21 protein-coding genes are annotated in these 26,302 nt (G+C 68.9%); 3 read left to right on the forward strand and 18 right to left on the reverse strand.

Features of this window, described 5'->3' with window-relative positions; translation table 11 throughout:
• Positions 1–97: 97 nt before the first annotated feature.
• From pyrF to LTH93_RS01200, 15 genes are all read right to left on the reverse strand, one after another.
• Positions 98–1,033: an orotidine-5'-phosphate decarboxylase gene (pyrF, locus tag LTH93_RS01130; RefSeq protein ID WP_241464573.1), complete on the reverse strand. Its 936-nt coding sequence runs from the start codon at positions 1,031–1,033 to the stop codon at positions 98–100.
• A complete protein-coding gene (gene carB, locus LTH93_RS01135; protein WP_241469662.1) occupies positions 1,030–4,416 on the reverse strand; it encodes a carbamoyl-phosphate synthase large subunit in 3,387 nt (1,128 codons plus the stop codon). The genes pyrF and carB overlap by 4 nt, the downstream gene beginning before the upstream one ends.
• Positions 4,409–5,737 carry a glutamine-hydrolyzing carbamoyl-phosphate synthase small subunit gene (gene carA / locus LTH93_RS01140; protein ID WP_241464571.1) on the reverse strand — a complete coding sequence of 443 codons (1,329 nt, stop codon included), beginning with the start codon at positions 5,735–5,737 and terminating at the stop codon, positions 4,409–4,411. The genes carB and carA overlap by 8 nt, the downstream gene beginning before the upstream one ends.
• A complete protein-coding gene (locus LTH93_RS01145) occupies positions 5,734–6,315 on the reverse strand; it encodes a PH-like domain-containing protein (RefSeq protein WP_241469665.1) in 582 nt (193 codons plus the stop codon). Before LTH93_RS01145 ends, carA begins: the two co-directional genes overlap by 4 nt.
• Positions 6,312–7,682: a dihydroorotase gene (locus LTH93_RS01150; RefSeq protein WP_241469666.1), complete on the reverse strand. Its 1,371-nt coding sequence runs from the start codon at positions 7,680–7,682 to the stop codon at positions 6,312–6,314. The genes LTH93_RS01145 and LTH93_RS01150 overlap by 4 nt, the downstream gene beginning before the upstream one ends.
• Entirely contained in the window at positions 7,679–8,674 is a 996-nt protein-coding gene (locus tag LTH93_RS01155; protein WP_241469667.1) for an aspartate carbamoyltransferase catalytic subunit, read from the reverse strand. The genes LTH93_RS01150 and LTH93_RS01155 overlap by 4 nt, the downstream gene beginning before the upstream one ends.
• Positions 8,674–9,264 carry a bifunctional pyr operon transcriptional regulator/uracil phosphoribosyltransferase PyrR gene (gene pyrR / locus LTH93_RS01160; RefSeq protein WP_342357740.1) on the reverse strand — a complete coding sequence of 197 codons (591 nt, stop codon included), beginning with the start codon at positions 9,262–9,264 and terminating at the stop codon, positions 8,674–8,676. Before pyrR ends, LTH93_RS01155 begins: the two co-directional genes overlap by 1 nt.
• Positions 9,265–9,393: 129 nt before the next feature.
• Complete coding sequence (gene nusB, locus LTH93_RS01165) at positions 9,394–9,819, reverse strand: transcription antitermination factor NusB (protein WP_241464567.1); 426 nt, start codon at positions 9,817–9,819, stop codon at positions 9,394–9,396.
• An 8-nt stretch (positions 9,820–9,827) separates the two neighbouring features.
• Complete coding sequence (gene efp, locus LTH93_RS01170; RefSeq protein ID WP_207172284.1) at positions 9,828–10,391, reverse strand: elongation factor P; 564 nt, start codon at positions 10,389–10,391, stop codon at positions 9,828–9,830.
• A 110-nt stretch (positions 10,392–10,501) separates the two neighbouring features.
• Complete coding sequence (gene aroB, locus LTH93_RS01175; RefSeq protein WP_241464566.1) at positions 10,502–11,659, reverse strand: 3-dehydroquinate synthase; 1,158 nt, start codon at positions 11,657–11,659, stop codon at positions 10,502–10,504.
• Positions 11,656–12,216 carry a shikimate kinase gene (locus LTH93_RS01180; RefSeq protein ID WP_241469669.1) on the reverse strand — a complete coding sequence of 187 codons (561 nt, stop codon included), beginning with the start codon at positions 12,214–12,216 and terminating at the stop codon, positions 11,656–11,658. Before LTH93_RS01180 ends, aroB begins: the two co-directional genes overlap by 4 nt.
• Positions 12,216–13,463 (reverse strand): chorismate synthase, encoded by a 1,248-nt coding sequence (gene aroC, locus LTH93_RS01185; protein WP_241469672.1) that lies wholly within the window; start codon positions 13,461–13,463, stop codon positions 12,216–12,218. The genes LTH93_RS01180 and aroC overlap by 1 nt, the downstream gene beginning before the upstream one ends.
• 8 nt (positions 13,464–13,471) lie before the next feature.
• On the reverse strand, positions 13,472–14,434 hold the full coding sequence (locus LTH93_RS01190; protein WP_241469674.1) for a shikimate dehydrogenase family protein: 963 nt from the start codon (positions 14,432–14,434) through the stop codon (positions 13,472–13,474).
• Positions 14,431–16,179, reverse strand: coding sequence for an endolytic transglycosylase MltG (locus LTH93_RS13345; RefSeq protein ID WP_241469682.1), 1,749 nt, complete (start codon positions 16,177–16,179; stop codon positions 14,431–14,433). Before LTH93_RS13345 ends, LTH93_RS01190 begins: the two co-directional genes overlap by 4 nt.
• A gap of 94 nt (positions 16,180–16,273) precedes the next feature.
• Complete coding sequence (locus LTH93_RS01200; protein ID WP_241469684.1) at positions 16,274–17,674, reverse strand: DUF349 domain-containing protein; 1,401 nt, start codon at positions 17,672–17,674, stop codon at positions 16,274–16,276.
• A gap of 82 nt (positions 17,675–17,756) precedes the next feature.
• On the opposite strand from LTH93_RS01200, the gene hisS reads away from it, so the two are divergent.
• The 3 genes from hisS to LTH93_RS01215 all read left to right on the forward strand — a co-directional run bounded on the left by hisS (position 17,757) and on the right by LTH93_RS01215 (position 22,509).
• Positions 17,757–19,097, forward strand: coding sequence for a histidine--tRNA ligase (hisS, locus tag LTH93_RS01205; RefSeq protein WP_241469686.1), 1,341 nt, complete (start codon positions 17,757–17,759; stop codon positions 19,095–19,097).
• A gap of 50 nt (positions 19,098–19,147) precedes the next feature.
• Complete coding sequence (aspS, locus tag LTH93_RS01210; RefSeq protein WP_241469688.1) at positions 19,148–20,962, forward strand: aspartate--tRNA ligase; 1,815 nt, start codon at positions 19,148–19,150, stop codon at positions 20,960–20,962.
• An 86-nt stretch (positions 20,963–21,048) separates the two neighbouring features.
• Entirely contained in the window at positions 21,049–22,509 is a 1,461-nt protein-coding gene (locus LTH93_RS01215) for a replication-associated recombination protein A (protein WP_241469690.1), read from the forward strand.
• A 145-nt stretch (positions 22,510–22,654) separates the two neighbouring features.
• Here LTH93_RS01215 and qcrB read toward each other — a convergent pair whose 3' ends face one another.
• The 3 genes from qcrB to qcrC all read right to left on the reverse strand — a co-directional run bounded on the left by qcrB (position 22,655) and on the right by qcrC (position 26,300).
• Positions 22,655–24,382: a cytochrome bc1 complex cytochrome b subunit gene (qcrB, locus tag LTH93_RS01220; RefSeq protein ID WP_241469692.1), complete on the reverse strand. Its 1,728-nt coding sequence runs from the start codon at positions 24,380–24,382 to the stop codon at positions 22,655–22,657.
• Between the two features lie 5 nt (positions 24,383–24,387).
• Positions 24,388–25,440, reverse strand: a complete 1,053-nt coding sequence (qcrA, locus tag LTH93_RS01225) for a cytochrome bc1 complex Rieske iron-sulfur subunit (RefSeq protein WP_241464556.1) — start codon at positions 25,438–25,440, stop codon at positions 24,388–24,390.
• A 62-nt stretch (positions 25,441–25,502) separates the two neighbouring features.
• On the reverse strand, positions 25,503–26,300 hold the full coding sequence (gene qcrC, locus LTH93_RS01230) for a cytochrome bc1 complex diheme cytochrome c subunit (RefSeq protein WP_241464555.1): 798 nt from the start codon (positions 26,298–26,300) through the stop codon (positions 25,503–25,505).
• Positions 26,301–26,302: the final 2 nt, after the last annotated feature.

Below are 26,302 nucleotides of genomic sequence, written 5' to 3' on the forward strand. Positions count from 1 at the left end.
CGCTCGGGACGGTTGTCAGCCGACAGCACCAGGTGATATTGAGCAGAATCTAGTGGCTGGGCGGTCGAACATCAATAGAGAACGGCCTGGCGAGTTCTCAGCCCAGATCCGCCTTCGCCAGTTCAATGGCCCTGGTCAGAGAATCCGGGTCCGGCCCCTGACCCAGGATCCCGCGGGAGGAGTTCACCAGGACCTGTTCGGCGTAGCGCTCACCGAAGCCTGCGCGCAGCGCCTCGGCGTCGGCGCCCTGCGCCCCGTAGCCCGGTGCCAGCAGCGGCATCCGGCCAGCCCCGAGGTCGATCCCGTGTTCGACGGCGAGCCCCGCCGTCGTCGCTCCGACGACGAGCCCGATGCTGCCCAGCCCAACGGCTGCGCCGACCTCAGCGCCCACCCCGGAGCGGGTCTCTCCGGCTGCTCCGGCTGCGGGTGCGGTCTGGGCCAGCGCCGAGGAGGCGGCCGCCGCCTCGGCGGCGATCTGCCCGGCCACGGTGACGCCCCGGGCGTCGCGCGCGAGCTGAACCTGCTGGCCCTCCGGGTTCGAGGTCAGCGCCAGCACGAAGAGTCCGGCCCGGTGCCGGGCGGCGGCGTCGATCGCTGGCTGCAGCGAGCCGAAGCCCAGGTAGGGGCTCACGGTGAGCGCATCGGCCCCGAAGTCCGCATCCGGGTCCAGCCAGGCCTCGGCGTAGCCGGCCATGGTGGAGCCGATGTCTCCGCGCTTGGCGTCGGCGATCACCAGCAGCCCCGCGGCGCGGGCCTGGTGCTGGACCTCGCTGAGCACCTGCATGCCGGAGACCCCGAAGCGTTCGAAGAACGCCACCTGGGGCTTGAGCACGCCGACCCGACCGGCACAGGCTTCGAGCACCCGGGCGCTGAACTCGCGCAGCCCGGCGGCGTCCTGGGTGAGCCCCCAGTCGGTGAGGAGCTGCGGATGCGGGTCCAGACCCACGCAGAGCCTGCCGTGGGCGCTCATCGCCGCCGCGAGCCGTCCGCCGAAGGGCATCCCGGCGGACTGGCCCGCGAGGCTGGAGGTCATGCCCCGGCCTGCCTCGCCGGCTTGCGCTGGACATCCTGCTTGCGCTGGTCGGCCTGTCTGGCCAGTTCGGCCTGGTTCAGCCGCTCGGCCTGCTTCAGTCGCTCGGCGTGCTCCTGCAGCGAGGCCACCGACCAGCTGAACTGGCCCAGCGCCTCGATGGCCTGCACGGCCGCGCCGAACTCGGCCACGGTGGTGATGACCGGGGTGCCCACCGAGGTGGCGGCGGCGCGGATCTCGTAACCGTCGCTGCGGGCGTTCCCGCCGGAGGGGGTGTTGATGATCAGCGCGATCTCCCCGCTCTCCACCCGTTCCAGGATGGTGCCGCCCTGCGTCTCGGCGTCGGCGATCTTCGCCACCGTGGTGGTCTCGACCCCGTTGCGGCGCAGCACATCGGCGGTGCCTCCTGTGGAGACGATGGAGAAGCCCAGGTCGGCCAGGCGCTTGACCGGCATGATGATCGCTCGCTTGTCCCGATTGGCCACCGAGACGAAGACGTTGCCGGAGGTGGGCAGCGGGTTGTTCGCCGCCTGCTGGGCCTTGGCGAAGGCGGTGTCGAAATGCTTGTCGATGCCCATCACCTCGCCGGTGGAGCGCATCTCCGGGCCGAGCAGGGAATCGACCACGCGTCCCTCGGGGGTGCGGAAGCGGGCGAAGGGCAGCACCGCCTCCTTCACCGAGACCGGCGCGCCCGGGGGCAGCTCGGAGCCGTCCCCGGTGGCCGGCAGCAGGCCGGAGAGCCTGTGGCCCGAGCCTGCGCGCAGCTGCGCGATGGCCACACCGGTGCCGATGTGCGCCGCGGCCTTGGCCATCTGCACCCCGGTGGCCTTGGAGACGAACGGCACGGTGCGGGAGGCGCGCGGGTTGGCCTCGATCACGTAGAGGATGTCGGAGGCCAGGGCGAACTGGATGTTGATCAGCCCCTTCACCCCCACCCCCTCGGCGATGACCCGGGTGGCGACCCGGACGCGTTCGAGCACGTCAGGGCCCAGGGTGATCGGGGGCAGCACGCAGGCGGAGTCGCCGGAGTGGATCCCTGCCTCCTCGATGTGTTCCATGATCCCGCCCACGTAGAGCTGTTCCCCGTCGTAGAGGGCGTCCACGTCGACCTCGATCGCGTCCTCGAGGAACCGGTCCACCAGCACCGGGTGCTCCGGGGTGACCTCGGTGGCGTTGGCGATGTAGCGCTCCAGGCCGGGCTCGTCGTAGACGATCTCCATGCCGCGTCCGCCGAGCACGTAGCTGGGCCGGACCAGCACCGGGTAGCCGATGCTGTCGGCGACCTTCTTGGCGTCCTCGAAGCTCACTGCGGTGCCGTTCTTCGGCGCGATCAGCCCGCCGCGCTGGAGCACCTGGTCGAACTCTCCACGGTCCTCGGCGAGGTCGATCGCCTCCGGGGAGGTGCCCAGGATGGTCACCCCGGAGTCGGCGAGCTGCTGGGCGAGCTTCAGCGGGGTCTGCCCGCCGAGCTGGACGAAGACCCCGGCCACTCCCCCGCTGCGCTCCTCGGCCGCGATGACCTCGAGCACGTCTTCCAGCGTGAGCGGCTCGAAGTAGAGCCGGGTGGAGACGTCGTAGTCGGTGGAGACGGTCTCGGGATTGCAGTTGACCATCACGGTCTCATAGCCGGCCTCGCGCAGCGCCATGGTGGCGTGCACGCAGGAGTAGTCGAACTCGATGCCCTGTCCGATCCGGTTGGGCCCGGAGCCCAGGATGATCACCGAGGGCTGATCGTGGTGCACGATCTCGTCCTCGAGGTCATAGGAGGAGTAGTGGTACGGGGTGAAGGCTTCGAACTCGGCGGCGCAGGTGTCCACGGTCTTGTAGACGGGGCGGATCCCCAGCGCGTGACGGACTCCGCGGACCACCGCGGCGTCCATGTGCCGCAGCGCGCCGATCTGTTCGTCGGAGAAGCCGTGCCGCTTGGCCAGGCGCAGCGCGGCGACGTCGAGCTCAGGCGCAGCTGCCACCGCCATCGCTGTCTCGTTGATCAGCTGGAGCTGATCCAGGTACCAGGGGTCGATCCAGGTGATCTCATGGACCGCCTCGATCGAAGCCCCGGAGAGCAGCGCCCGCTGGACCTGGTGGAGCCGCTCGGTGGTCGCCGTGGCCATCTTCTCGAGCAGCTCTTCGAGCTCTTCCGGGTCGGCGACGGTGAAGTCGAACTCGCTGCCGCGCTGTTCCAGGGAGCGCAGCGCCTTCTGCATGGCCTCGGTGAAGTTGCGCCCGAAGGCCATCGCCTCGCCCACAGACTTCATCGTGGTGGTCAGCGTGGGGTCCGCCGCAGGGAACTTCTCGAAGGCGAAGCGCGGGACCTTCACCACGACATAGTCCAGCACCGGCTCGAAGCTGGCCGGGGTCTTCTTGGTGATGTCATTGGGGATCTCGTCCAAGGTGTAGCCCAGGGCCAGCTTGGTGGCGATCTTGGCGATCGCGAAGCCGGTGGCCTTCGAGGCCAGCGCCGAAGAGCGCGAGACCCGCGGATTCATCTCGATGACGACGACGCGGCCGGTCCCGGGCTCGATGGCGAACTGGATGTTGCAGCCACCGGTGGCCACCCCGACCTCGCGGATCACGTTGATGGAGATGTCGCGCAGCCGCTGGTATTCGCGGTCGGTCAGCGTCATGGCCGGAGCCACCGTGATGGAGTCACCGGTGTGGACCCCCACCGGGTCGAAGTTCTCGATGGAGCAGACCACGACCACGTTGTCCTTGGAGTCGCGCATCATCTCCAGCTCGTACTCCTTCCAGCCCAGGATGGACTCCTCCAGGAGCACCTCGGTGGTCGGTGAGTACTGCAGCCCGGCGCCGGCGATCCGGTGCAGGTCCGTCTCGTTGTACGCCATCCCGGAGCCCAGACCGCCCATGGTGAAGGAGGGTCGCACCACCATCGGGTAGCCCAGCTCCTCGGCGGCGGCCAGCGCCTCCGTCATGGAGTGCACGATCAGCGACTTGGCGGACTCGGCGCCGGAGCGCTCCACCACGCCCTTGAACTTCTGCCGGTCCTCGCCGAGCTCGATGGCGGCGATGTTCGCCCCGATCAGCTCGACGCCGAACTTCTCCAGCACACCGTCCTTGTCCAGCGCGATCGCGGTGTTCAGCGCGGTCTGCCCGCCGAGGGTGGGCAGCAGCGCGTCGGGGCGCTCCTTCTCGATGATCTTCGCGACCACCTCGGGGCTGATCGGCTCCACGTAGGTGGCGTCGGCGAACTCCGGGTCGGTCATGATGGTGGCCGGGTTGGAGTTGACCAGGATGACCCGCAGGCCCTCCTCCTTGAGCACTCGCAGGGCCTGGGTGCCGGAGTAGTCGAACTCGGCGGCCTGGCCGATCACGATCGGGCCGGAGCCGATGACCATGACGGACTTGAGGTCTTGACGCTTAGGCATTGAGTGGGTTCCCTCCACGGGTCTCAGTGTCGGTGGTGGTCACGGTGTGGGTGGTGGTCTCAGTGTCGGCGGCAGTGACGGTGTCGGCACCGGTCTTGGTGCGCGCGTCGGTCATCAGCTCGACGAAGCGGTCGAAGAGGTAGGCCGAGTCATGCGGGCCGGCGGCGGCCTCGGGATGGTACTGGACGCTGAAGGCTGGGATGTCGAGGCAGCGCAGGCCCTCCACGACACCGTCGTTGAGGCTGGAGTGGCTCACCTCGACCCGGCCGAAGCGGTCCTGCGGGGCGGTGACCACCTCGCCCACGGGCGCGTCCACGGCGAAGCCGTGGTTCTGCGAGGTGATCTCCACCTTGCCGGTGGCGTGGTCCATCACCGGCTGGTTGATCCCGCGGTGGCCGAAGGGCAGCTTGTACGTGCCGAAGCCCAGCGCCCGGCCCAGGATCTGGTTGCCGAAGCAGATCCCGAAGAACGGGGTCCTGGCGTCGAGCACCTCGCGCAGCAGCCCGATCTGGTTCGCCGCGGTGGCGGGATCTCCGGGCCCGTTGGAGAGGAAGACCCCGTCGGGGTCCAGCGCCTCGATCTCGGCGAAGCTGCTGGCGGCGGGGAGCACATGCACCCGCAGTCCGCGTTCGGCCATCCGCACCGGGGTCATGGTCTTGATGCCGAGGTCGATGGCGGCCACGGTGGCGACGATGTCCTGGGTCCAGCCGTGGTCGCGGGGCTCGATCACATAGGCCGTGTCGGTGGAGACCTCTTCGGCCAGGCGTGCGCCGGCCATCGAGGGCTGGGACTTCACCTCGGCGACCAGCTCGGCGACCGGCCGGGCGGCCTGGTCGCCGGAGAAGATCCCGGCCTTCATCGATCCTGCGCTGCGCAGGTGCCGGGTGATCGCCCGGGTGTCGACGTCCTTGATCCCGATGATCTCCTGGGAGCTGAGCTCCTCGTCCAGGGTGCGCCGGGAGCGCCAGTTCGAGGGGCGGCGGGCGGCGTCGCGCACCACATAGCCGGCGACCCAGATCTTGCGGGACTCGGCGTCCTCGTCGTTGATCCCGGTGTTGCCGATGTGCGGGGCGGTCTGCACCACGATCTGGCGGGCGTAGGAGGGGTCGGTGAGCGTCTCCTGGTAGCCGGTCATCCCGGTGGCGAAGACCGCCTCACCCAGGCGTGCGCCCTGGGCGCCGTAGGCGGAGCCGTGGTGCACGGTGCCGTCCTCGAGGACCAGCAGCGCGGGCGCCGAGGTCGACGTCGAGGCCGGTGACTGTGTCGGTGTGGACGCCGGCGCCCGGGTCGGGGCCTGTGCGGCGGAGTTGTGGTGTGTCATGAAGGTGTTGACTCCTCGTCGGAGGGACGGATGACGGATGTGAGCTCGTCGAGGAGCTCCTGGTGGGCTTCTGCGTGCCGGGCTCTGAAGGCGGTCTCCACGGGCTCCTCGCCGAGCCGCCAGCCGATGATGATGGCGCCGTCGCGTTCGACGAACTTGCCCACCACTCCCCGGTCGGTGCGCACGTGGTCCAGCGCCGGGGCGGAGATCAGAAAGTTCGGCGCCCCGGAGCGGAAGACGGCGATGCCCTGCTCGTGGACCTCGACGCGTCCGTTGGTGCGCACGCCGAGTCCGTGGACGGCGACCCGGTCGAGGTAGTCACCGGCCTTCACGGTGCCGATGACCATGCCCTCCGCGGCGGCGTGCGGCTGGGCCTCTAACAGCTCGGCGGGGACCTGGTCCGGCACCGGGAGCCCTCGCTGGCGGCGTTTGCGTCCGCGCCAGCCGAGCCAGAGCAGCCCGAGCAGCACCCCGATGATGCCCAGCGCGATCCACAGATAGGACAGATAGGTGCCGGTCATGTCCGCGGCGGTCGTGGCGAGGGTCGTGGGCGGGATCATGGGCAGCTGCACCGTCATGACTGCACCTGCGACTCTTCCGCCGCGCGCGCCGCGGCCTCGCTCAGCGGGCTGTTGAGCTCGCCGTCGAGCACCACCGGGTGCCCCTGCAGGAAGGTCGCGCGCACCGCGCCGGGCAGCTCCATCCCGCGGAAGGGCGAGTTCCGACCCTTGCTGGCGTGGCCGGCGGGGTCCACGGTCTGGGTCGCGCCCGCGTCCACCAGGATCAGGTTGGCGGGCTCGCCGGGCTTCAGCGGTCGCCCCTGGTGGGCGTGGCGGTAGATCTGCGCCGGCTTGATCGAGGTGACCTCGGCGAAGCGTCGCCAGCCCATGAGCCCGGTGGAGATCATCGTCTTGATGACCACCGGCAGCGCGGTCTCCAGCCCGGTCATGCCCATGGCCGCGGCGGACCATTCACATTCCTTGGCCTGGGTGGGATGCGGGGCGTGGTCGGTGCCGATGATGTCGATGGTGCCGTCGGCGAGGCCCGCGCGCAGCGCCTCGACGTCGGCGCCGGTGCGCAGCGGCGGGTTGACCTTGTACACCGGGTCATAGCCGCGGACCAGCTCGTCGGTGAGCAGCAGGTGGTGCGGGGTGACCTCCGCGGTGACGTCGATGCCGCGCTCCTTGGCCCAGCGGATGATCTCCACCGAGCCGGCGGTGGAGACGTGGCAGATGTGCAGCCTCGAGCCCACATGCTGGGCCAGCAGCACGTCGCGGGCGATGATGGACTCCTCGGCCACGGCGGGCCAGCCGGGCAGTCCCAGGACCGCGGAGACGTCGCCCTCGTTCATCTGTGCGCCCTCGGTGAGCAGCGGCTCCTGGGCGTGCTGGGCGATGAACCCGTCCACGGTCTTCACGTACTCCAGCGCCCGGCGCATCAGCACCGGGTTGTGCACGCACATCCCGTCGTCGGAGAACATCCTCACCTGCGCGGAGGACTCCGCCATGGCGCCGAGCTCGGCGAGTCGTTCGCCGGCGAGTCCGACCGTGACGGCGCCGACCGGGTAGACCTCGGTCCAGCCGGAGGCTCGGCCGAGCCGGTGCACCTGCTCGACGACGCCGGCGGAGTCCGCCACCGGGGAGGAGTTCGCCATCGCGTGGACCGCGGTGAAGCCGCCCTTGGCGGCGGCGCGGCTGCCGGTCTCCACGGTCTCGGCGTCCTCCCGGCCGGGCTCGCGCAGATGGGTGTGCAGGTCCACCATGCCCGGAAGCATGATCAGTCCCGCCGCCTCGATGGTGGTGACCTCCTGCAGCTGCTCGGCCTGAATCCGGGCGTCGGGTCCGACGGCGGCGATCCGGCCATCCGCGATGAGCACGTCCTCGGGCGCCTCGCCGTAGGGCAGGGCCCCCAGGATCAGGGTGGCGGCGGTGGGGGTGCTTCTCATGCGGTGTTCCTCTCTGAGCTGCTCAGCAGCAGGTGCAGCACGGCCATGCGGACGGAGACTCCGTGGGAGACCTGGTCCAGGACCTGGTTCATCGGGGAGTCGGCGGCGGCGGCGGAGATCTCGACTCCGCGGTTCATCGGTCCCGGGTGCAGGATCATAGGTCGCTGCCCGGCGGCTCCGCGGTGGGCTTCGAGCCGGGCCAGCCGCTCATCGGTGAGGCCCCAGCGGCGGGTGTACTCGGCGGCGGTCGGGAAGTAGGCGCCGCCCATCCGCTCGGCCTGGACCCGCAGCATCATGATCGCGTCGGGGCCGGCCTCCGGGCCGGAGCCCAGCGCCTCGTCGAGGCTGTAGTACACGTTCACCGGCCATTTCTCCACGCCCACCGGCAGCAGCGTGGCCGGGGCGACCAGGCCGACGTCGGCGCCCAAGGTGCGCAGCAGCCAGATGTTGGAGCGGGCCACCCGGGAGTGCAGGATGTCTCCGACGATCAATACCCGCATCCCGGTCAGGTCGGTGCCGCGCGGGTCCTGGCCCTGGGCGGCGGACCAGCCGCGGCGCAGGGTCAGCGCGTCGAGCAGCGCCTGGGTGGGGTGTTCGTGGGTGCCGTCGCCGGCGTTGATGACCGCGCAGTCGGTCCAGTCCGAGGCGGCGAGCTGCGCGGCAGCGCCGGAGGCCCAGTGCCGCATCACGATCGCGTCTGCGCCGATGGCCTCCAGGGTCTGCACGGTGTCCTTCAGCGACTCCCCCTTCGAGACCGAGGAGCCCTTGGCGGAGAAGTTCATGACGTCTGCGGAGAGCCGTTTGGCGGCGGCCTCGAAGGAGATCCGGGTGCGGGTGGAGTCCTCGAAGAAGAGGTTCACCACGGTGCGACCGCGCAGGGTGGGCAGCTTCTTGACCTCGCGGGTGGAGACGGTGGCCATCTCCTCGGCGGTGTCGAGGATGCTCAGCGCCTGCGCGTGGCTGAGATCGGCGGTGGAGAGCAGATGTCGCATCAGCGCTCACCCGCCTGGGACGCGCGGCCGCGCTGGATGACCACGGCCTCCTCGCTGCGGGGCACACGATCGACCTCGTCGAGGAGCACCGAGACGCGTTCGTCGCGGGAGGTCGGGAGGTTCTTGCCGACATGGTCCGAGCGGATCGGCAGTTCGCGGTGGCCGCGGTCCACCAGCACGGCGAGCCGGACGACGGCGGGGCGGCCAAGCGCCTGCAGGGCGTCCAGGGCGGCGCGCACGGTCCGTCCGGAGTAGAGCACGTCATCGACCAGGACCACTGTGGCGCCGTCGATCCCGGCGCCGGGGATCTTGGTGGGTTCGGGGGTGCGGGCCCCGTGGGCGCGCAGGTCATCGCGGTAGAGCGTGATGTCCAGGGAGCCGATGGCCTGTTCGGGATCGAAGGCGGGATCGATCCGGGCCAGCCGTTCACCCAGGCGGCGGGCCAGGATGGTTCCGCGGCGTGGGATGCCGAGCAGCAGGAGACCTTCGACTCCGCGGTGGGATTCGACGATCTCGTGGGCTATGCGCGTGAGCGCCCGGTCCATGTCGGAGGCGGACATCACGTGAGAGGTCTCGGGTGAGCGTGTCACCGTATGACTCCTTCCTCGCCTCACTGGACGATGTTTAAAGGAAGTCTGAATCTTCAGTTGTGGCCTGCGCCGCCGCACCGCGGTGCAGCTGCTCGAGCCGTGCTGCGGCGCTGAGCTGAAGCGCCGCGTTCACTCTACGTCATCGACCTCGACCAGCGTGGGCTTGAGCACCTGGATCCTGCCGAGCAGTCCGTTGACGAAGCTGGGCGAATCATCGGTGGAGAGCTCCTTGACCAGCGTCACGGCCTCGGAGACCGCCACGTTGTCGGGGATCTCGTTGTTGCACAGAAGCTCCCAGGCGCCGATGCGCAGCGCCATCAGGTCCACCCGCGGCATCCGTTCAAGCGTCCAGCCGCGCGCGTAGGTGGCCAGGATCTCGTCGATGTGCTCCTGTTCGGACTTCACACCGTCGATGAGCTCGAGGACGTATTCGTTGACGATCAGGTCCGCGCGCTCGCGGCGGACCCGCAGGACCTCGAAGGGGTCCATGTCTCGCTGTTCGGCCTCGAAGAGGATCTCAAGGGCCCGGCGGCGGGCTTTGCTTCGCTTTGCCACTGGAGGGATCAGTCCGTGACTCGGCCGAGGTATGCGGAGGTGCGGGTGTCGACCTTCACGCGGGTGCCCTGGTCCACGAACAGCGGGACCTGGATCTCGTGTCCGGTCTCCAGCGTGGCGGACTTGGTGCCGGCGTTGGAGCGGTCACCCTGCAGGCCCGGCTCGGTGTAGGTGATCTCCAGGACGACCGAGGGGGGCAGGTCGAGGTAGAGCGGGGTGCCGTCATGCAGGGCGATGGTCACCTCGTGGGACTCCAGCAGAAAGTTCGCGGCGTCGCCGACCACCGTGGCGGGCACGGTGATCTGGTCGTAGTCGCGCAGGTCCATGAAGACGAAGTCCTCACCGTCCTGGTAGAGGTACTGGTAGTTGGAGCGGTCGACTGTGGCGAACTCCACCTTGGCGCCGGCGTTGAACGTCTTGTCCACGGCCTTGCCGGTGCGGATGTTCTTCAGCTTGGTGCGCACGAACGCACCGCCCTTGCCCGGCTTGACGTGCTGGAACTCGAGCGTGTTCCACAGCTGTCCCTCCATCTTGAGGACGGAGCCGTTCTTGATGTCGTTCGAGCTGGCCACAATCTGCCTTTCCTGGGTCGTGGGGGCATGGAGTGTTGTGCACAGCGAATGCTGGACGCCATGGTCGCTCCACGCGGCGCCAAACGATTCTACAGGCTCGAGCGCTGGCTTCAGAGCGAGATCATGCTGCCCGTCTCCGGCTGGGCGATCTCCTGGTAGGTGGCGAAGAGGATCGAGGCGTCCGGGATCTCCACGGTGACCGGCTGTCCCTGACCATTGAGCAGCACGAACCGCAGCTGATCGCCGCGGTTCTTCTTGTCCCGGCGGATGCCTTCGAGCAGCTGGCTCCAGCGGTCATCGCGGTAGGTGGTGGGCAGCCCGAGCAGGTTCAGCACGGCGTGGTGACGGTCCGCAGTGGCGTCATCGAGTCGGCCCAGGCTGCGCCCGAGCTCGGCGGCGAAGATCATGCCCACCGAGATGGCCGCGCCGTGGCGCCACTGGTAGCGCTCGGCGAGTTCGATGGCGTGGCCCAGGGTGTGGCCATAGTTCAGCGACTCGCGGACGCCGGATTCGAGCATGTCCGCACCCACCACCTTGGCCTTGACCGCTACGGCGCGCTCGATGAGCTCGCGGATCTGCCAGGAGTGTGGGTTCTGCGCCTGTTCCGGGCTGGCTTCGATGATGTCGAGGATCCGCTCGTCGGCGATGAATCCACATTTCACGACCTCGGCGAGTCCGGCGACCAGCTCGTTGCGGGGCAGGGTGAGCAGCGTGTCCAGATCGGCGAGCACTCCGGCGGGCTGGTGGAAGGAGCCGACCAGGTTCTTGCCCTCGGAGGTGTTGATCCCGGTCTTCCCGCCCACAGCGGCGTCGACCATGCCCAGCAGCGTGGTGGGCATGTGGACCACGCGGATGCCGCGCAGCCAGGTCGCGGCCACGAAGCCGGCGGCATCGGTCACCGCACCCCCGCCGACGGCGACGATCGCGTCGGAGCGGGTGAAGTCGTTCTGCCCCAGGACCTGCCAGCAGAACGCGGCGACCTGGATGTGCTTGCCCTCCTCGGCGTCCGGGATCTCGGCGACCAGCGCCTGATACCCGGCCTTCTCGAGGTCCTCGCGGACCACGTCGCCGGTGGCGCGCAGCGCCCGGGGGTGGATCACCAGCACCCGTTCGGCCTGTGGGCCGACGAGCCCGGGCAGCCGGGAGAGCAGCCCGTTGCCGATGATGACGTCGTAGCCCAGCTCTTGACCGCCGGTGCCCGCGCCCTCCCCGACGGTGATGATGGTGGGTTCAGGGGCGGAAGCCTCGGTCTCGGCCTGGTGGCTCATACGCTTGGATCTCTCCTGGAGGTGGTGTTGAGGGCTCGCACGATGTGGTCGACTCGCACGTCGATGTGCGCATCGTCCGGGCTCATGACGATATCAGCGCAGTCTCGGTAGATCTGCTCGCGTTCGGCATAGATGCGCTTCCAGGCCTGCACCGGGTGCGCGCCGAGGATCGGCCGGCTGGAGCCGTCCCCCAGGCGCAGCGCGGCCTGGTCCTCGGTGAGATCCAGCATGATCACCAGCTGGTCGCGGAGGAGTCCGCGGGTGTCGGCGCTGAGCACCGCTCCCCCGCCGAGGCTGATCACCGAGGGGCGTGGGGAGTCGAGCAGCTCGGCCACGATGCTGCGCTCCTCGGCCCGAAAGGCGTCCTCCCCGTGCAGCGAGAAGTACTCCGGGATGGATCCGTGGCGGGCGACGAAGAAGTGGTCGCTGTCCACGTGCGGCCGGTGCAGCCGGCGGGCCAGGGCGGCACCGACGGTGGACTTCCCGGAGCCCATCGGTCCGATCAGCACGATGTTGCGGCCGTCGCCTCGCTGCTCGGCGGCTGCGGGTTGGCGCATCAGTCTTGCATCGCGGCGGGGGCCTGCAGCGGGTCTCCGTCCGCACCGGCGCCCGAGGGGTCGCCGCCGAGCTCGGGGAGGTGGTCGAGATAGCTGCGCAGGTTGCGCTGCACCTCGCTCACCGAGTCCCCGCCGAACTTCTCCAGCACGGCTTCGGCGATGACCAGGGCCACCATGGCCTCCGCCACGACGCCGGCCGCCGGGACGGCGCAGACATCGGAGCGCTGGTGGTGGGCGGTGGTCTGCTCGCCGGTGGCGGTGTCCACGGTGCGCAGCGCGCGCGGCACGGTGGCGATGGGTTTCATCCCGGCGCGGACCCGCAGCGGGCCGCCGATGCTCATGCCGCCTTCGATGCCGCCGGCGCGGTTGGAGGTGCGCGCGATCTGCCCGTGCTCGTCCAGGGTGATCTCGTCGTGGGCGGCCGAGCCGCGGCGTCGGGTGGTCTCGAAGCCGTCGCCGACCTCCACGCCCTTGATGGCCTGGATGCCCATGAGCGCTCCGGCCAGGCGTGAATCCAGTCGTCGGTCCCAGTGCACATAGCTGCCCAGGCCCGGGGGAAGTCCCTCCACGACCACTTCGACGACGCCGCCGAGGGTCTCCCCCGCGCGGTGGGCGTCGTCGACCTCGGCGACCATCCGTTCGGAGGTCTCCGCGTCGAAGCAGCGCAGCGGGTCGGCGTCCAGGGCTTGTGCATCGGCGGCGCGGGGCAGCGGGGCGTCGGCGGGGATCTGCACCGGGCCGATGGCGGTGGTGTGCGAGACCGTGGTGATCCCGAGCTCGCTCAGGAAGGACTGGGCGGCCGCACCGAGGGCGACGCGGGTGGCGGTCTCCCGCGCCGAGGCGCGTTCCAGGACCGGGCGGGCCTCGCTGAAGCCGTACTTCTGCATGCCGGTGTAGTCGGCGTGACCTGGGCGGGGGCGGGTCAGCGGGGCGTTGCGGGCGAGGTGCTCCAGCTCGTCGGGGTCCACCGGGTCGGCTGACATGACCTTCTCCCACTTGGGCCACTCGGTGTTGCCGACCTCGATGGTCAGCGGTCCGCCGATGGTGACGCCGTGGCGCACGCCGGCCAGCAGCGCGACCTGGTCCTGTTCGAACTTCATCCGGGCTCCGCGGCCGTAGCCGAGACGGCGGCGGGCGAGCTTCTCCTGCACCGCGTCGGTGCTCAGCGTGACGCCGGCGGGAAGCCCTTCCAGGATTCCGACGAGGGATTTGCCGTGTGATTCTCCGGAAGTGAGCCAGCGCAACATGGGGTCCATCATAAACCGATCGCGCGCCTCATCTTGGCCACCATCTGGGCGTGGGACTCCGCGGAGAGCTCACCGGCCGGGGTCGAGGTGGCCGCGCTGAACAGCTCCACCTGTTTCACCGCCTGGTGCAGCAGCATCACCAGACCGCTGACCACCCGGCCGCCGCCCGCCTCCCAGGAGCTGGCTAGGAGCGAGGGCCAGGGGTCGTAGGCGACGTCGAGCAGCGGAATCGGGCGGTCCAGTCTGGGCAGTGTGGCGGCGATCTCATCGGCGGCGCGCGGTGGAAGGGTCGACACCACGGCGTCGAGCTGCACGGAGTTCCCCCGGCCCGTGTCCAGGTCGTGGATTGCCGAGAGGTCGTGGGTTGCCGGAAGCTCGTCCGTGCCAGCGAGGTCATGCGGCAGCGCGGACAGCTGGGCCACGCTGAGCCGAAGACCCAGCGCGGCGGCCACCGGTTCCAGCTCCAGCCCGCGCTGGACGGAGCGGGCGTAGCTGCGCACCTGGGTGTAGCCGAGCTCGGAGGCGGCGGCCAGCGCGGCGGTGGCGGTGGCGCCGGCACCGATGATGCCGAAGCTGCCCCGGCTCGACGACGACGCCTGGTGCAGCCCGGCCTCGCCCAGGGCCGCGACGATGCCGTCCACGTCGGTGTTCTCACCGGAGAGCATGCGCGCGCCCTCCGGTGTGCCGGCGGGACCGTGGACGACGGTGTTGAGCACGCCCAGCGCGGTGACCCGCGCCGACGGGTGGTCCACGGCGCTCACCATGGCGGCCTTCAGCGGCATCGTGACCGACCAGCCCAGCCAGCCCGGCGCCGCGCCCTCTCCGCGCAGGAACTCCTGCAGCGAAGATTCTTCGACGTCGATCCGCCGGTAGTCGGCGTCGAGCCCCAGATGCTCATAGGCCGCGGCGTGCAGCAGCGGGGAGAGCGAGTGGGCGATCGGGTGGCCCAGCACAGCGGCCTGACGAGTCACGGTCCGGCGTTCTCCTGGGTCGGTTCTCCGTCGCAGATCTCGGCGTTGTCCTCGCAGTACGCGTTGAACTCCTCCACGTAGCCGAGGTGCTCCTCATAGTCTTCGGCGAACTTCGTCTCACCGGTCTCGAGGTCCACGGTGACCCAGTAGAAGTAGTCGTTCTCCTCCGGGTTCGCGGCGGCCTCGAGGGTCGCCATGTTGGGTGCGGCGACAGGTCCGGGGGGCAGGCCCGGGTTCTGGTAGGTGTTGTACTCGTTGGAGGCGTCGGCTCGCTCCTCCTCGGTGAAGTGCACGCTCTGCGTCCCGAGTCCGTAGATCACGGTGGCATCGATCTGCAGCAGCCCGTCGGTCTCGGAGTTGTTCGGGGCCAGCCGGTTCTCGATGATCCCGGCGATCTCTTCGTAGTCGCCGGGCAGGCCCTCCGCGGTGAGCAGGGAGGCGACGATCACCGTGCGCCACTGCTCATCCTCCTCGGTGATGCCGAGCTCCTCGAGCCGTTCGAAGGTGGTGTCCACCATCTGCTGGAGGATCTCCTCGGGGGTCGCCTCCAGGCTCGGCTGGTACTCCCCGGCGGCGAGATAGCCTTCGAGCGTCTCGGCCTCGTCGGGCAGTCCATAGGCGCCGGGGTCAGCCGCCGCTCGGCCGATGTCGCTCTCGGGGATCCCGGTCTGCGCCGCGATGGAGCTCAGCGCCGCGTCGATGCGGGTGTTGTCCTGGAGCGAGATGTAGTGCAGCGCCTCGCCCTCCTCGAAGATCACCGCCAGCGCATCCGCGGCCGGCATCTGTTCGCGCAGCTGGAACTCCCCCGGCTGCAGCTCAGGTGCTCCGTCGAGCGCCGCGAAGGCGTCGTCGAACGCGTCGTCGCTGGCGATGATCCCGGCTTCCAGGAGGCGGTTGCGCACCAGCGCGGGCCCGTCTCCCTCTTCGACGGTGAACTCCACGACCTCCCCTGCCTGGGTCTCGAAGTCTTCCGGGCCGCCGCCGCCGAACAACGACTGCAGCACGACCACGAATCCCACGAGCAGCGCCGCGAACAGTCCGAAGGCCACGCTCAGGGTGAGGTTGCGGCGCCGCCGTCGGGTGCGCCGCTTCTCCAACACCGCCTGGGTCGCGCCCCCCTCGACGCCGGAGACCGTCTGGTAGCTGCGGCCGTGGCTTGAGGATGAGATCAGCAGCGGAGTGCCGTCGTCGTCGTGAGCGATGCGGGTACCTTCGTAGTAGTCGTCCTCGAGGTCGTCCTCGAGGGGGACGTCCGACTCCTCCGCCAGCGCGTACTCGTAATCCGCGTCGTAGTCGACGTCGGACTCGTAGTCGACGTCATAGTCAGCCTCGTCCGGGGAGAGGACCTGGTCGAAGGGGGTCACGGCGGAGGGAGCAGTGGGCTCAGAGTCAGGGTCGTCACCCGTGGCGGGGACGACGGGGTGCAGGTCAGGGTGGTGCGGGTCGGCGTGCTGGGTGTCTTCGCGCTCCAGCTTGCCTTCGCTGACGTATTCCTGGTTGAAGATCACCGAGCCCTGCACCGGCGCAATGGTGGGCAGGGACGCCGGGGACGGTGCCGCGCCGGGATCCGCCGCGGTGGGCTCATCGCGCTCTACCGCGGGCCCCGCCGAGGCCGCCGAGCGGGCGCGCGGAGTGCGCAGCGTCTCCTCCAGAGCACGCTGCTCAGCAAGTTCGAGCTCCCGAGCCTCGCGAATCTCGCGGCGGCTGCGCTGGGAGCCCGACTCATGCGGCTGTTGATCGCTCACGCGGGGTCCTCACTGGATGTCGACGGCACAAGTCCAGTGACCCACAGGGAATAGCAAATGGGTCACCAGATCTTTGACGAGTGTAATGTATTCGTTACTTCAACATATCCCGCCAGCTTCTTCGCGCGTCCAATGCCTCTTTAGCTTCTGCAATCGCCTGGGTGTCTCCGCTGACCTGGGCGGCCTCGAGTGCCGCTTCAAGTTCCGCGATGGCGTCGTCGAGCTGGGTGAGCATCGAATTCTGTCGCGCGATCGTCTCGGGGTCGGTCTTTCGCCAATGCGACTTCTCGGCGTCGTGGAACGCATCCTGGACGCGCTTGAGCCGACTCTCGATGGACTTCATGTCCCCACGAGGCACCCGACCGGCGGCGTCCCAGCGGTTCAGCAGCGCCTGGTACTGCTCCCGGACCGCCTCGGGGTTCTCGATCGGCATCAGGGCCTCGAAGTCCTCGAGGAGCGCCAGCTTCACCGTGAGGTTCTCGGCGTACTCCGCGTCGGTCTCTGCGTTGATCTTGTCCCGGGCGCCGAAGAACACGTCCTGGGCGGCGCGGAAGCGGGCCCACTGCGCGTCGTCGGTCTTGCGGGCGCCGCGGCCCAGGGCCTTCCAGTCATCCATCAGCCGGTGATAGGCCTTGGTGGTCGCGCCATAGTCGTCGGAGTCCTTGAGCTGCTCCGCCTCGACGATCAGCGCCTCCTTCGCGGCCTTGATATCACCGTGCTCCTTGTCCCGGGAGGCGAAGAACGCGCGCCGGTTCTTCTCGAAGAGATTCCGCGCGGCGCGGAAACGCTTCCAATAGGGGTCTTCCTGGGACTTGGTCAGCCGCGGCGGCTTCTTCTGCTCGGCCTTCCAGGCCTCGAAGAGCTCGTTCATCCGCGCCTGGGCGCTCTTCCAGTGCTGTGTGGTCGGATCGGCCTCGGCCAGCAGCTCCACCTCGGCCACGATCTGCTCACGGACCGCCAGGTGCTCGGCGAGCACCGCTTCAGCCTCCTGCGCCTCGACCGCTGCGCGCTGATCGATCTCCGTGGAGATCTCCCCAAGCAGCGAGCTCAGGGCCGCGACGTCGCCGACCCAGGTGCCGTCGGTGAGCTCCTGGCGAATGTGTCTCAAAGACTCGTGCAGCGCCTTGGCGGAGTCGGCGCCGGCCGCGGCGCGAGCCCTAAGCAGCAGCGCACGGTTGTAGAGCTCATCGAACTTCCGGGTGAAGTAGTGCAGGGCCTCATCGGCGCTGGCTCCGGAGAACTGCCCCACATAGCTCTCGGCGGCCTTCGGCCCGGGGGTCTCGGCGGTCTCGGGGGTCTCAGGGTGCGCCGCCGCGACGCCGTCGGCCTCCGGCGCTGTGACATGGACGGCCTCCGGAGCGGCGCCGTCGGCTGTCTCGGTCTGCGCGGGAGCGGAGGCCAGTGCATAGACATGGCCTTCCTCATCCACCCGGGCGAATCGGTGGGCGTCGGCGAGGGAGGTCTCATGGTGGTCGGGCTTGACTGCAGGACTCATGCCCACCAGCGTACCGGAGCCGTTATGCTGAACGGGCCCGATTCCAGGCTCCCCCGACGACCCAAGGACTGCGCGCACACTCATGGCACGAACCACCTCTCTCTCCGGCTTCATCGAATGGCTCCCCGAGGAGCGTCTGGTGGAGCTGCACGTGCTGGACACGCTTCGCGAGGTGTTCGAACGCCACGGCTTCGCCTCCATCGAGTCCCGGGCGGTGGAGACCATCGACACGCTGCTGCAGAAGGGCGAGATCGACAAGGAGATCTACGCCGTCTCCCGGCTGCAGGAGGAAGAGGGCCGCGAGGCCCGACTGGCCCTGCACTTCGACCTCACCGTGCCCTTCGCCCGCTACGTGGTGGAGAACGCCGGGCACCTGGATTTCCCTTTCCGGCGGTACCAGATCCAGAAGGTCTGGCGCGGTGAACGCCCCCAGGACGGGCGCTACCGCGAGTTCACCCAGGCCGACATCGACCTGGTGGGCGACGGCGCGCTCCCCTTCCGCAGCGACGTGGAGATCGGCGTGGTCATGGCCAAGGCGCTCGAGGCGCTGCCGATCGGCGACTTCATGCTCCGGGTCAACAACCGCAAGCTCTCCGAGGGGTTCTACCGCTCCATCGGTCTCAGCGACACCACCGCGGTGCTGCGCGCGATCGACAAGCTGGAGAAGATCGGCGCCGAGAAGGTCAGCGAGGAGCTGGTCTCCACAGGTGCCGCCACCCCGCAGCAGGCGCAGCAGGCGCTCGAGCTCGCCCAGATCCGCGCCACCGACACCTCCTTCGTCACCGCGGTGCGTGCCCTGCTGGGCACCGTGGAGGCCGATGAGCTGCTCGACGCCGGGCTGGCCGAGCTTGAAGAGGTCGTCGCGGAGCTGAACAAGCGGGTCCCCGGTCGGGTCACCGCTGATCTCTCCATCGCCCGCGGCCTCGACTACTACACCGGCACCGTCTACGAGACCGTGCTGATCGGTCACGAATCGCTGGGCTCGGTCTGCTCCGGCGGCCGCTATGAATCTCTGGCCTCCAAGGGCAGGCGCAGCTTCCCCGGCGTCGGGCTCTCCATCGGGGTCACCCGGCTGATCTCCCGGATCCTGGCCGAGGGCGGGCTCTCCGCCAGCCGGAAGGTCCCCACCGCAGTCTTCGTGGCGCTGCGCTCCGACGAGGACTGGGGGGCCGCCCAGGACGTGGCCGACGCGCTGCGCCTCCGGGGGATCAATGTGGAGGTCGCGCTGAAGGCTGAGAAGTTCGGCAAGCAGATCCGCCACGCTGACCGCCGCGGCATCCCTTATGTCTGGTTCACCGACGACGACGGCGCCCATGAGGTCAAGGACATCCGCACCGGTGCCCAGAGCCACGCGGATCCGGCCAGCTGGACGCCCCCGGCCGAGGACGCGCTCCCGCGGATAGTAGAATCGGCCACCGACTGACTCCCGGGCCGCAGGCCCGCACCAGCAACTGATCCCTCAGGAAGGACACCGTGCTCCGCACACACACCTCCGGCTCACTCACCGCCGAGAACATAGGCCAGACCGTCACCCTCACCGGATGGGTGGCGCGGCGCCGAGATCACGGCGGAGTGGCCTTCCTCGATCTGCGTGACTCCTCGGGCGTGGCCCAGGTCGTGGTGCGCGAGGAGGCCGACTTCGATCCGCTGCGCAACGAGTTCGTGCTGCAGGTGACCGGTTCGGTGGAGCGCCGTCCCGCGGGCAACGAGAACCCCAACCTGCCCTCGGGCGAGGTCGAGGTGCTGGCCGAGACCGTCACGGTGCTCAACACCGCGGCACCGCTGCCCTTCCAGATCGATGAGCACGTCGAGGTCGGCGAGGAGGCGCGGCTGCGCCACCGCTACCTCGACATGCGCCGGGAAGGGCCCCAGCGCGCGCTGCGGCTGCGCTCCGAGGCCAACCGGGTCGCCCGCGACCTGCTGCACCACGAGTCCTTCACCGAGATCGAGACGCCGACGCTGACCCGCTCCACCCCCGAGGGTGCCCGCGACTTCCTGGTCCCGGCGCGCCTGGCACCGGGCGCCTGGTACGCGCTGCCGCAGTCCCCCCAGCTGTTCAAGCAGCTGCTCCAGGTCGGTGGCTTTGAGAAGTACTACCAGCTCGCCCGCTGCTACCGCGACGAGGACTTCCGCGCAGACCGCCAGCCCGAGTTCACCCAGCTCGACATCGAAGCCAGCTTCGTGGAGCAGGAGGACATCCTCTCCCTCGGCGAGGAGCTCGTGCGCAGGCTCTGGAAGCTCATCGACGTGGACCTGCCCGCCGAGATCCCGCACATCACCTACCACGAGGCGATGGCCCGCTACGGCTCGGACAAGCCTGATCTGCGCTTCGAGCTGGAGCTCACCGAGCTCACCGACTACTTCAAGGACACACCCTTCAGGGTCTTCAAGGCTCCCTATGTCGGTGCCGTGGTGATGCCCGGCGGCGCCTCGCAGCCCCGCCGCACCCTCGACGCCTGGCAGGAATGGGCCAAACAGCGCGGCGCCAAGGGCCTGGCGTATGTGCTCATCGGTGAGGACGGCGAGCTCGGCGGCCCCGTGGCCAAGAACCTCTCCGAGCCGGAGAAGGCCGGACTGGCAGCCGCCACCGGGGCCTCCCCCGGGGACTGCGTCTTCTTCGCCGCCGGTGAGGTCTCGCCCTCCCGCGGACTCCTCGGCGCCGCGCGCAACGAGATCGCCGCGCGTGTGGGACTCATCGATCAGGACGCGTGGTCCTTCGTCTGGGTGGTCGACGCCCCGATGTTCGAGCCCGCAGCCCTGGCCCAGGCCGCCGGCGATGTGGCCGTGGGATCCGGTGCCTGGACCGCCGTGCACCACGCGTTCACCGCCCCCAAGCCGGAGTTCGCCGAGAGCTTCGACACCGATCCGGCCTCGGCGCTGGCCAACGCCTACGACCTGGTCTGCAACGGCAACGAGATCGCCGGCGGCTCGCTGCGCGTGTACCGCCGCGACGTCCAGGAGCGGATCTTCAAGGTCATGGGCATTCCCGAGGACGAGGCGCAGGAGAAGTTCGGGTTCCTGCTCGACGCCTTCAAGTTCGGCGCTCCCCCGCACGGCGGCATCGCCTTCGGCTGGGACCGCGTGGTCTCGCTGCTCGCCGGTGAGGACTCCATCCGCGAGGTCATCGCCTTCCCCAAGTCCGGCGGCGGCTACGACCCGCTCACCGCGGCGCCCGCCCCGATCACCGCGCAGCAGCGCAAGGAGGCCGGCGTCGACGCCAAGCCCGAGCCTAAGGCTGAGGCCGGCACCAAGGCCAAGGCAGAGGGCAGGACCGGCACCAAGGGCTGAGCCTGAGTCCCAGGCCTGAGCCGCACCGGGTAGCCTGGAACGGATTCTTATCGAATCTATCTACGAACCCAGCTCTAGGAGGCGCAGTGGCCGATCCCATCACGGGGGACCTCTTCGCCTCCGATGACTTCGGCGACGACGACGCGCCCGCCCCGGCCTCCACGGCGGAGGCGGGCGCGCGTCGTCGGCATACTCCGCTGGCGGTGCGGATGCGACCGCGCACCCTCGCGGAGGTGCTCGGCCAGCAGCATCTGCTCGAGCAGGGGTCCCCGCTGCGCGTCCTGGCTGAAGGGTCCCGCGGACCCGCCGGCGCCTCCTCGGTGATCCTCTACGGCCCTCCCGGCACCGGCAAGACCACGCTGGCCCATGTGCTCGCCCGTGGCGCCTCGCGGAAGTTCGTGGAGCTCTCCGCCATCCGGGCCGGTGTGAAGGACGTTCGACAGGTCATGGACCGTGCGCTGGAGGATCGAGATCTCCGCGGGCAGACCACCGTGCTGTTCCTCGATGAGATCCATCGGTTCAACAAGGCCCAGCAGGATGCCCTGCTGCCGGGAGTGGAGAACGGCTGGGTCATCCTGGTCGCCGCGACCACGGAGAACCCGTCCTTCTCGATCATCGCCCCGCTGCTCTCCCGGTCACTGATGCTCACCCTGCGCTCACTGACCCAGGATGACCTCTCCGGACTGATCACCCGGGCGCTGCAGGACACCCGCGGCCTCGACTCGGCCTTTGAGCTCGAAGACACGGCCAGGGATCATATTCTGCGCATGGCCGGAGGTGATGCGCGCCGGGTGCTGACCACCCTGGAGGCCGCCGCCGCCGTCGCCATGGGCCGCTCCCCCGAGGACGCTTCGGATGTGTCTGAAGGAGCCTCGGCCGATGAGCCGGCGTCGGACGCCCCGGTGCTGATCACCGCCCGGGACGCCGAACAGGCGATGGACTTCGCCGTGCAGCGGTACGACCGAGACGGGGACCAGCACTACGACATCGTCTCCGCCTTCATCAAGTCGCTGCGCGGCTCGGACCCCGACGCCGCGCTGCACTACCTGGCGCGGATGGTGGTCGCCGGAGAGGACCCGCGCTTCATCGCCCGCCGGCTGGTCATCGCCGCCGGAGAAGAAGTCGGCATGGCCGACCCCACGGCGCTGCAGACCGCCATGGCGGCGGCAGATGCCGTGCAGCTCATCGGCATGCCGGAGGGACGGATCCTGCTCGCCCAGGCCACGGTGCACATCGCCACCGCGCCGAAGTCCAACGCCTCCTATAAGGCCCTCGACGCCGCCATAGCCGACGTGCGCGCCGGGAAGTCCGGCGCGGTCCCGCCGCATCTGCGTGACGCACACTACTCCGGGGCACACCGGATGGGCCATGGCAAGGGCTACATCTACGCCCATGACCAGCCGCATCACGTCGCGACCCAGCAGTACGTGCCCGATGAGCTGATCGGGGTGGACTACTACAAGCCCACCGGCAACGGCGCCGAACGCGCCGTCTCGGAGCGGCTGGAGAAGCTGCGCTCGATCATCCGGGGCACGGACAACAGGTGACGGGCACGAGATGACGGGCAAGCGACAGCTCGCCCGCGGCACCGACAGAACCCGCTGACGCCGCAGACGACGAAGCGGCCGCCTCCCGAGAGGGAGACGGCCGCTTCTCTGCGTCCAGCGCCGGATGATCAGCGCCTCACGATGCTCAGTTCTTCTTGGACTCGATGGCTCCTACCGAACCGGCGGGCAGCTCGGCGGCAGTCCCGTGGTCATCGTGGGAGAGCGCCTCGATGTACTCCTCGCGGCTGACCGGTGCGACCCGGTCCTCGAAGAAGGTCCGGTTGAGCGTCACCCGTGACTTCTCGAGCAGTCCGACCTTGCCCCGGGAGTTGGGGCGGGCCGCGGTGACCTCGGGAGACTCGTAGGAGACCAGCGTGTAGAGCTCGTAGTCGCTGACCCGGGTGTGCTTCTCACGGAACTCACCGTGCGGAAGCATCTCGATGACGCCCGCCTCGTTGCCGTGCAGCACGATCTCGCGATCCTTGCGCTGCAGGGCCAGACAGATCCGCTTGGTGATGATGAACGTGAGGATCGGTCCGGCGAAGAACAGCACCCGGAGCCAGATGAGCACGTCGTTGAACGAGAGCGAGAAGTGGGTCGCGATCAGGTCCGAGGACGCGGCAGCCCACATCACGAAGTACCAGATCATCATGGCCATGCCGAAGGCGGTGCGTCCGGGGACGTTTCGCGGGCGGTCCAGGATGTGGTGTTCCCTCTTGTCACCGGTGATCCAGGCCTCGATCCAGGGCCAGACGAACAGACCGAGCAGCAGAGCGGTGATCGGGATGAACGTGACCAGCACAGGCGTGGCCACGCTGTTGCCGCCCCAAGGCGTCGGCAGCACGAACTCCAGCGGTATGTCGCCGATGTAGCCCGGCATCAGGCGCAGCAAGCCGTCGAACCAGCCGATGTACCAGTCAGGCTGGGTGCCTGCCTGCACCGGAGACGGGTCATAGGGCCCGTAGTTCCACAGTGCGTTGATCTGGAAGGTGCCTGCCAGCAGGGCCAGGACACCGAAGACCACGAAGAAGAAGCCGCCGGCCTTGGCCGCGTAGACGGGTCCGATCGGGTAGCCGACCACGTTGCGCTCGGTGCGGCCTGGGCCGGGGTACTGGGTGTGCTTGTGGGTGACCACCATGAACAGGTGGACCGCGATAAGGATCAGGATCACCGCAGGGATGATGAAGATGTGCAGCGAGTAGAGCCGCGGGATGACCTCGTCGCCGGGGAACTCCCCGCCGAAGAGGAAGAAGGAGATGTAGGTGCCGACCACGGGAATCGCCTTGAGCATGCCGTCGATGATGCGCAGACCGTTGCCGGAGAGCACCTCATCGGGCAGCGAGTAGCCGGTGAAGCCGGCGCCCAGGCCTGCCAGCAGCAGGGTGCAGCCGACGACCCAGTTCAGCTCGCGCGGCTTGCGGAACGCGCCGGTGAAGAAGACGCGCAGCATGTGGATCGCCATCGCCATGATGAACATCAAGGCGGCCCAATGGTGGAGCTGGCGCATGAAGAGGCCGCCGCGCACATCGAAGGAGAGCTCCAGCGAAGTGGCGTAGGCGGTGGACATCTCCACGCCCTGCAGCGGGACGTAGGCCCCGTCGTAGCGCGTGCTGGCCATGGAGGGATCGAACCAGAAGGTCAGGAACGCACCTGAGATCACGGTGATGACGAAGCTGTAGAGCGCGACCTCGCCGAACATGAAGGTCCAGTGGTCCGGGAAGACCTTGCGGCCGAACTCGCGGACCATGCCGGTACCGCCCACGCGCTGATCGACGTAGTTCGCGATCTTGCCGGTGCGGGTCGCCGGCTGGTACTGGTCCACCTCGGAGTACTGCTCCTCGGTGTACTTGGATTCTAGAGACTGACTGCTCATGAGTTTTAGCCACGCTCCCAGTAGGTGGGGCCGACGGGTTCGGTGAAGTCGCTGCGAGCGATAAGGAAGCCCTCATCGTCGACGGTGATGGGCAGCTGGGGCAGCGGCCGGCCTGCCGGACCGAAGGTGACCTTGAACTCCGCAGCGGCGTCAAAGGTCGACTGGTGACAGGGGCACAGCAGGTGGTGCGTGTGACGCTCGTAGAGCGCCACCGGGCAGCCCACATGCGTGCAGACCTTGGAACAGGCGATGATTCCCTCGTGCTTCCAGTCCTCGCGACCTGGGGTCACGGCCTCGAAGTCATCGGGATTCATCCGGATCAGCAGGACGACGGCTTTGGCCTTCTCGGCCAGGCGATCGCCGTGCCCGGAGACCTCGCGGAGGGTCTCCGGGATGGCGTGCACCGCCGAGCCGACCGTGAGGTCGGAGGCGCGGATCGGGGTGCCGGTGGGGTCGCGCACCAGGCGCACCCCCTCGGTCCACAGCGTGTGCCGCATCCGCTCGGGCCCGAAGTCCTCGGAGCGATCAAGATCGCGGAAGACGACGACGGCGGGCAGCGGGGCCAGCAGGGCGGCGCCGATGAGCGTGTTGCGCAGCAGCGGACGCCGCTTGATCTGGGTCTCGTCGAGGATCTCGTCGACCGTCTGGGCAGCCTCGGCGCGGTCCTCTTCCTTGCGCAGCGGCTTGCGGTCTTCGACGACCTCGTGGTCCGGCATCAGTGCGCGGGCCCACTGGACGACTCCGAGTCCGATGCCCAGCATGGCAAAGGCCACGCCGACTCCGAGCAGCGTGTTCTGCAGCCGGAGCATGTTCAGATCCCCGGCGGTGACGCCGACGGCGAAGTAGCCGACGAAGAACATCACGGTACCGATGATCGAGATCAGGAAGAGCGCAGAGACCTGCCGCTCGGCGCGCTTGGCGGCCTTCTCGTCCGCGTCTGCCAACCGCGGGCGGTGCGGGGGCAGGCCCGGGTTGTCGATGGCATAGCCGCTCGACCTTCCCTCACCTGCTTTGATGACGGCGCCCGTGCTCGGATCACCGTTACCGTGCTCGCCCATATGGTTCTCGTCCTTTGCTTCAGTGTTTACGTGTGCGGGTGCTTAGGTGCTGCGGCGGATGCTCAGGAGGACCGTGAGGTCAGCCAGACCATCGAGCCGATCAGCAGGGCCAGTCCGAGGGTCCAGATCAGCAGACCTTCCGAGACCGGTCCCAGCGAGCCCAGGGCGAAGCCGCCCGGAGCGCTTTGAGATTCGTTGTTCTTCAGGAAGGCGATGATGTCGCGCTTGTCCTCGGGAGGGATGTTGGCGTCGGTGAACTCCGGCATGTTCTGCGGGCCGGTGACCATGGCCTCGTAGATGTGCACTGACTCCACGCCGTCCAGCCCGGGGGCGTACTTGCCTTCGGTCAGCGCGCCGCCGGCGGCGGCGGCGTTGTGGCACATGGCGCAGTTGATCCGGAAGAGCTCGCCGCCGCGGGCGATGTTGCCCTCTTCGACATCGAGGTACTCGGCCGCGGGCACCGCGGGGCCGGAGCCCAGCGAGGCGACGTAGGCCGAGAGCTGCATGGTCTGTTCATCGTTGAACTGAGCCGGCTTCTTCTGCGCCTGCGGACCTGACATCTGCATCGGCATGCGTCCGGTGCCGACCTGGAAGTCGACCGCGGCGGCGCCGGAGCCGATCAGCGAGGGACCGGCGTCGGAGCCTTCTGCGTTGATGCCGTGGCAGGTGGCGCAGTTGGCCACGAAGAGCCGCTCGCCCTCCTCCACGTCGGAGGCGGAGTAGACGTCAGCGGCGTTCGATGCCTGAGCCTCGTTGATGGAGGTCGCCGCGGCGTAGAGCCCTCCGGTGAGCAAGAGGCCCAGGAGGAGCAGCGCCACTGCCGCGAGCGGGTGGCGACGCTTCTGTGAGAGTGCCTTCACGT

This window comes from Nesterenkonia sp. DZ6 (genome assembly GCF_022565835.1).
Lineage (GTDB): Bacteria > Actinomycetota > Actinomycetes > Actinomycetales > Micrococcaceae > Nesterenkonia.

Coding starts and splice junctions, on each gene's coding strand:
- aroC (WP_241469672.1), bottom strand. CDS start 13,463: ATGTTGCGCTGGCTCACTTCCGGAGAATCACACGGCAAATCCCTCGTC.
- LTH93_RS01180 (WP_241469669.1), bottom strand. CDS start 12,216: ATGCGCCAACCCGCAGCCGCCGAGCAGCGAGGCGACGGCCGCAACATC.
- LTH93_RS01200 (WP_241469684.1), bottom strand. CDS start 17,674: ATGAGTCCTGCAGTCAAGCCCGACCACCATGAGACCTCCCTCGCCGAC.
- qcrB (WP_241469692.1), bottom strand. CDS start 24,382: ATGAGCAGTCAGTCTCTAGAATCCAAGTACACCGAGGAGCAGTACTCC.
- hisS (WP_241469686.1), top strand. CDS start 17,757: ATGGCACGAACCACCTCTCTCTCCGGCTTCATCGAATGGCTCCCCGAG.
- carB (WP_241469662.1), bottom strand. CDS start 4,416: ATGCCTAAGCGTCAAGACCTCAAGTCCGTCATGGTCATCGGCTCCGGC.
- qcrA (WP_241464556.1), bottom strand. CDS start 25,440: ATGGGCGAGCACGGTAACGGTGATCCGAGCACGGGCGCCGTCATCAAA.
- aroB (WP_241464566.1), bottom strand. CDS start 11,659: ATGAGCCACCAGGCCGAGACCGAGGCTTCCGCCCCTGAACCCACCATC.
- LTH93_RS01150 (WP_241469666.1), bottom strand. CDS start 7,682: ATGAGAAGCACCCCCACCGCCGCCACCCTGATCCTGGGGGCCCTGCCC.
- LTH93_RS01145 (WP_241469665.1), bottom strand. CDS start 6,315: ATGACGGTGCAGCTGCCCATGATCCCGCCCACGACCCTCGCCACGACC.
- carA (WP_241464571.1), bottom strand. CDS start 5,737: ATGACACACCACAACTCCGCCGCACAGGCCCCGACCCGGGCGCCGGCG.
- LTH93_RS01155 (WP_241469667.1), bottom strand. CDS start 8,674: ATGCGACATCTGCTCTCCACCGCCGATCTCAGCCACGCGCAGGCGCTG.
- pyrF (WP_241464573.1), bottom strand. CDS start 1,033: ATGACCTCCAGCCTCGCGGGCCAGTCCGCCGGGATGCCCTTCGGCGGA.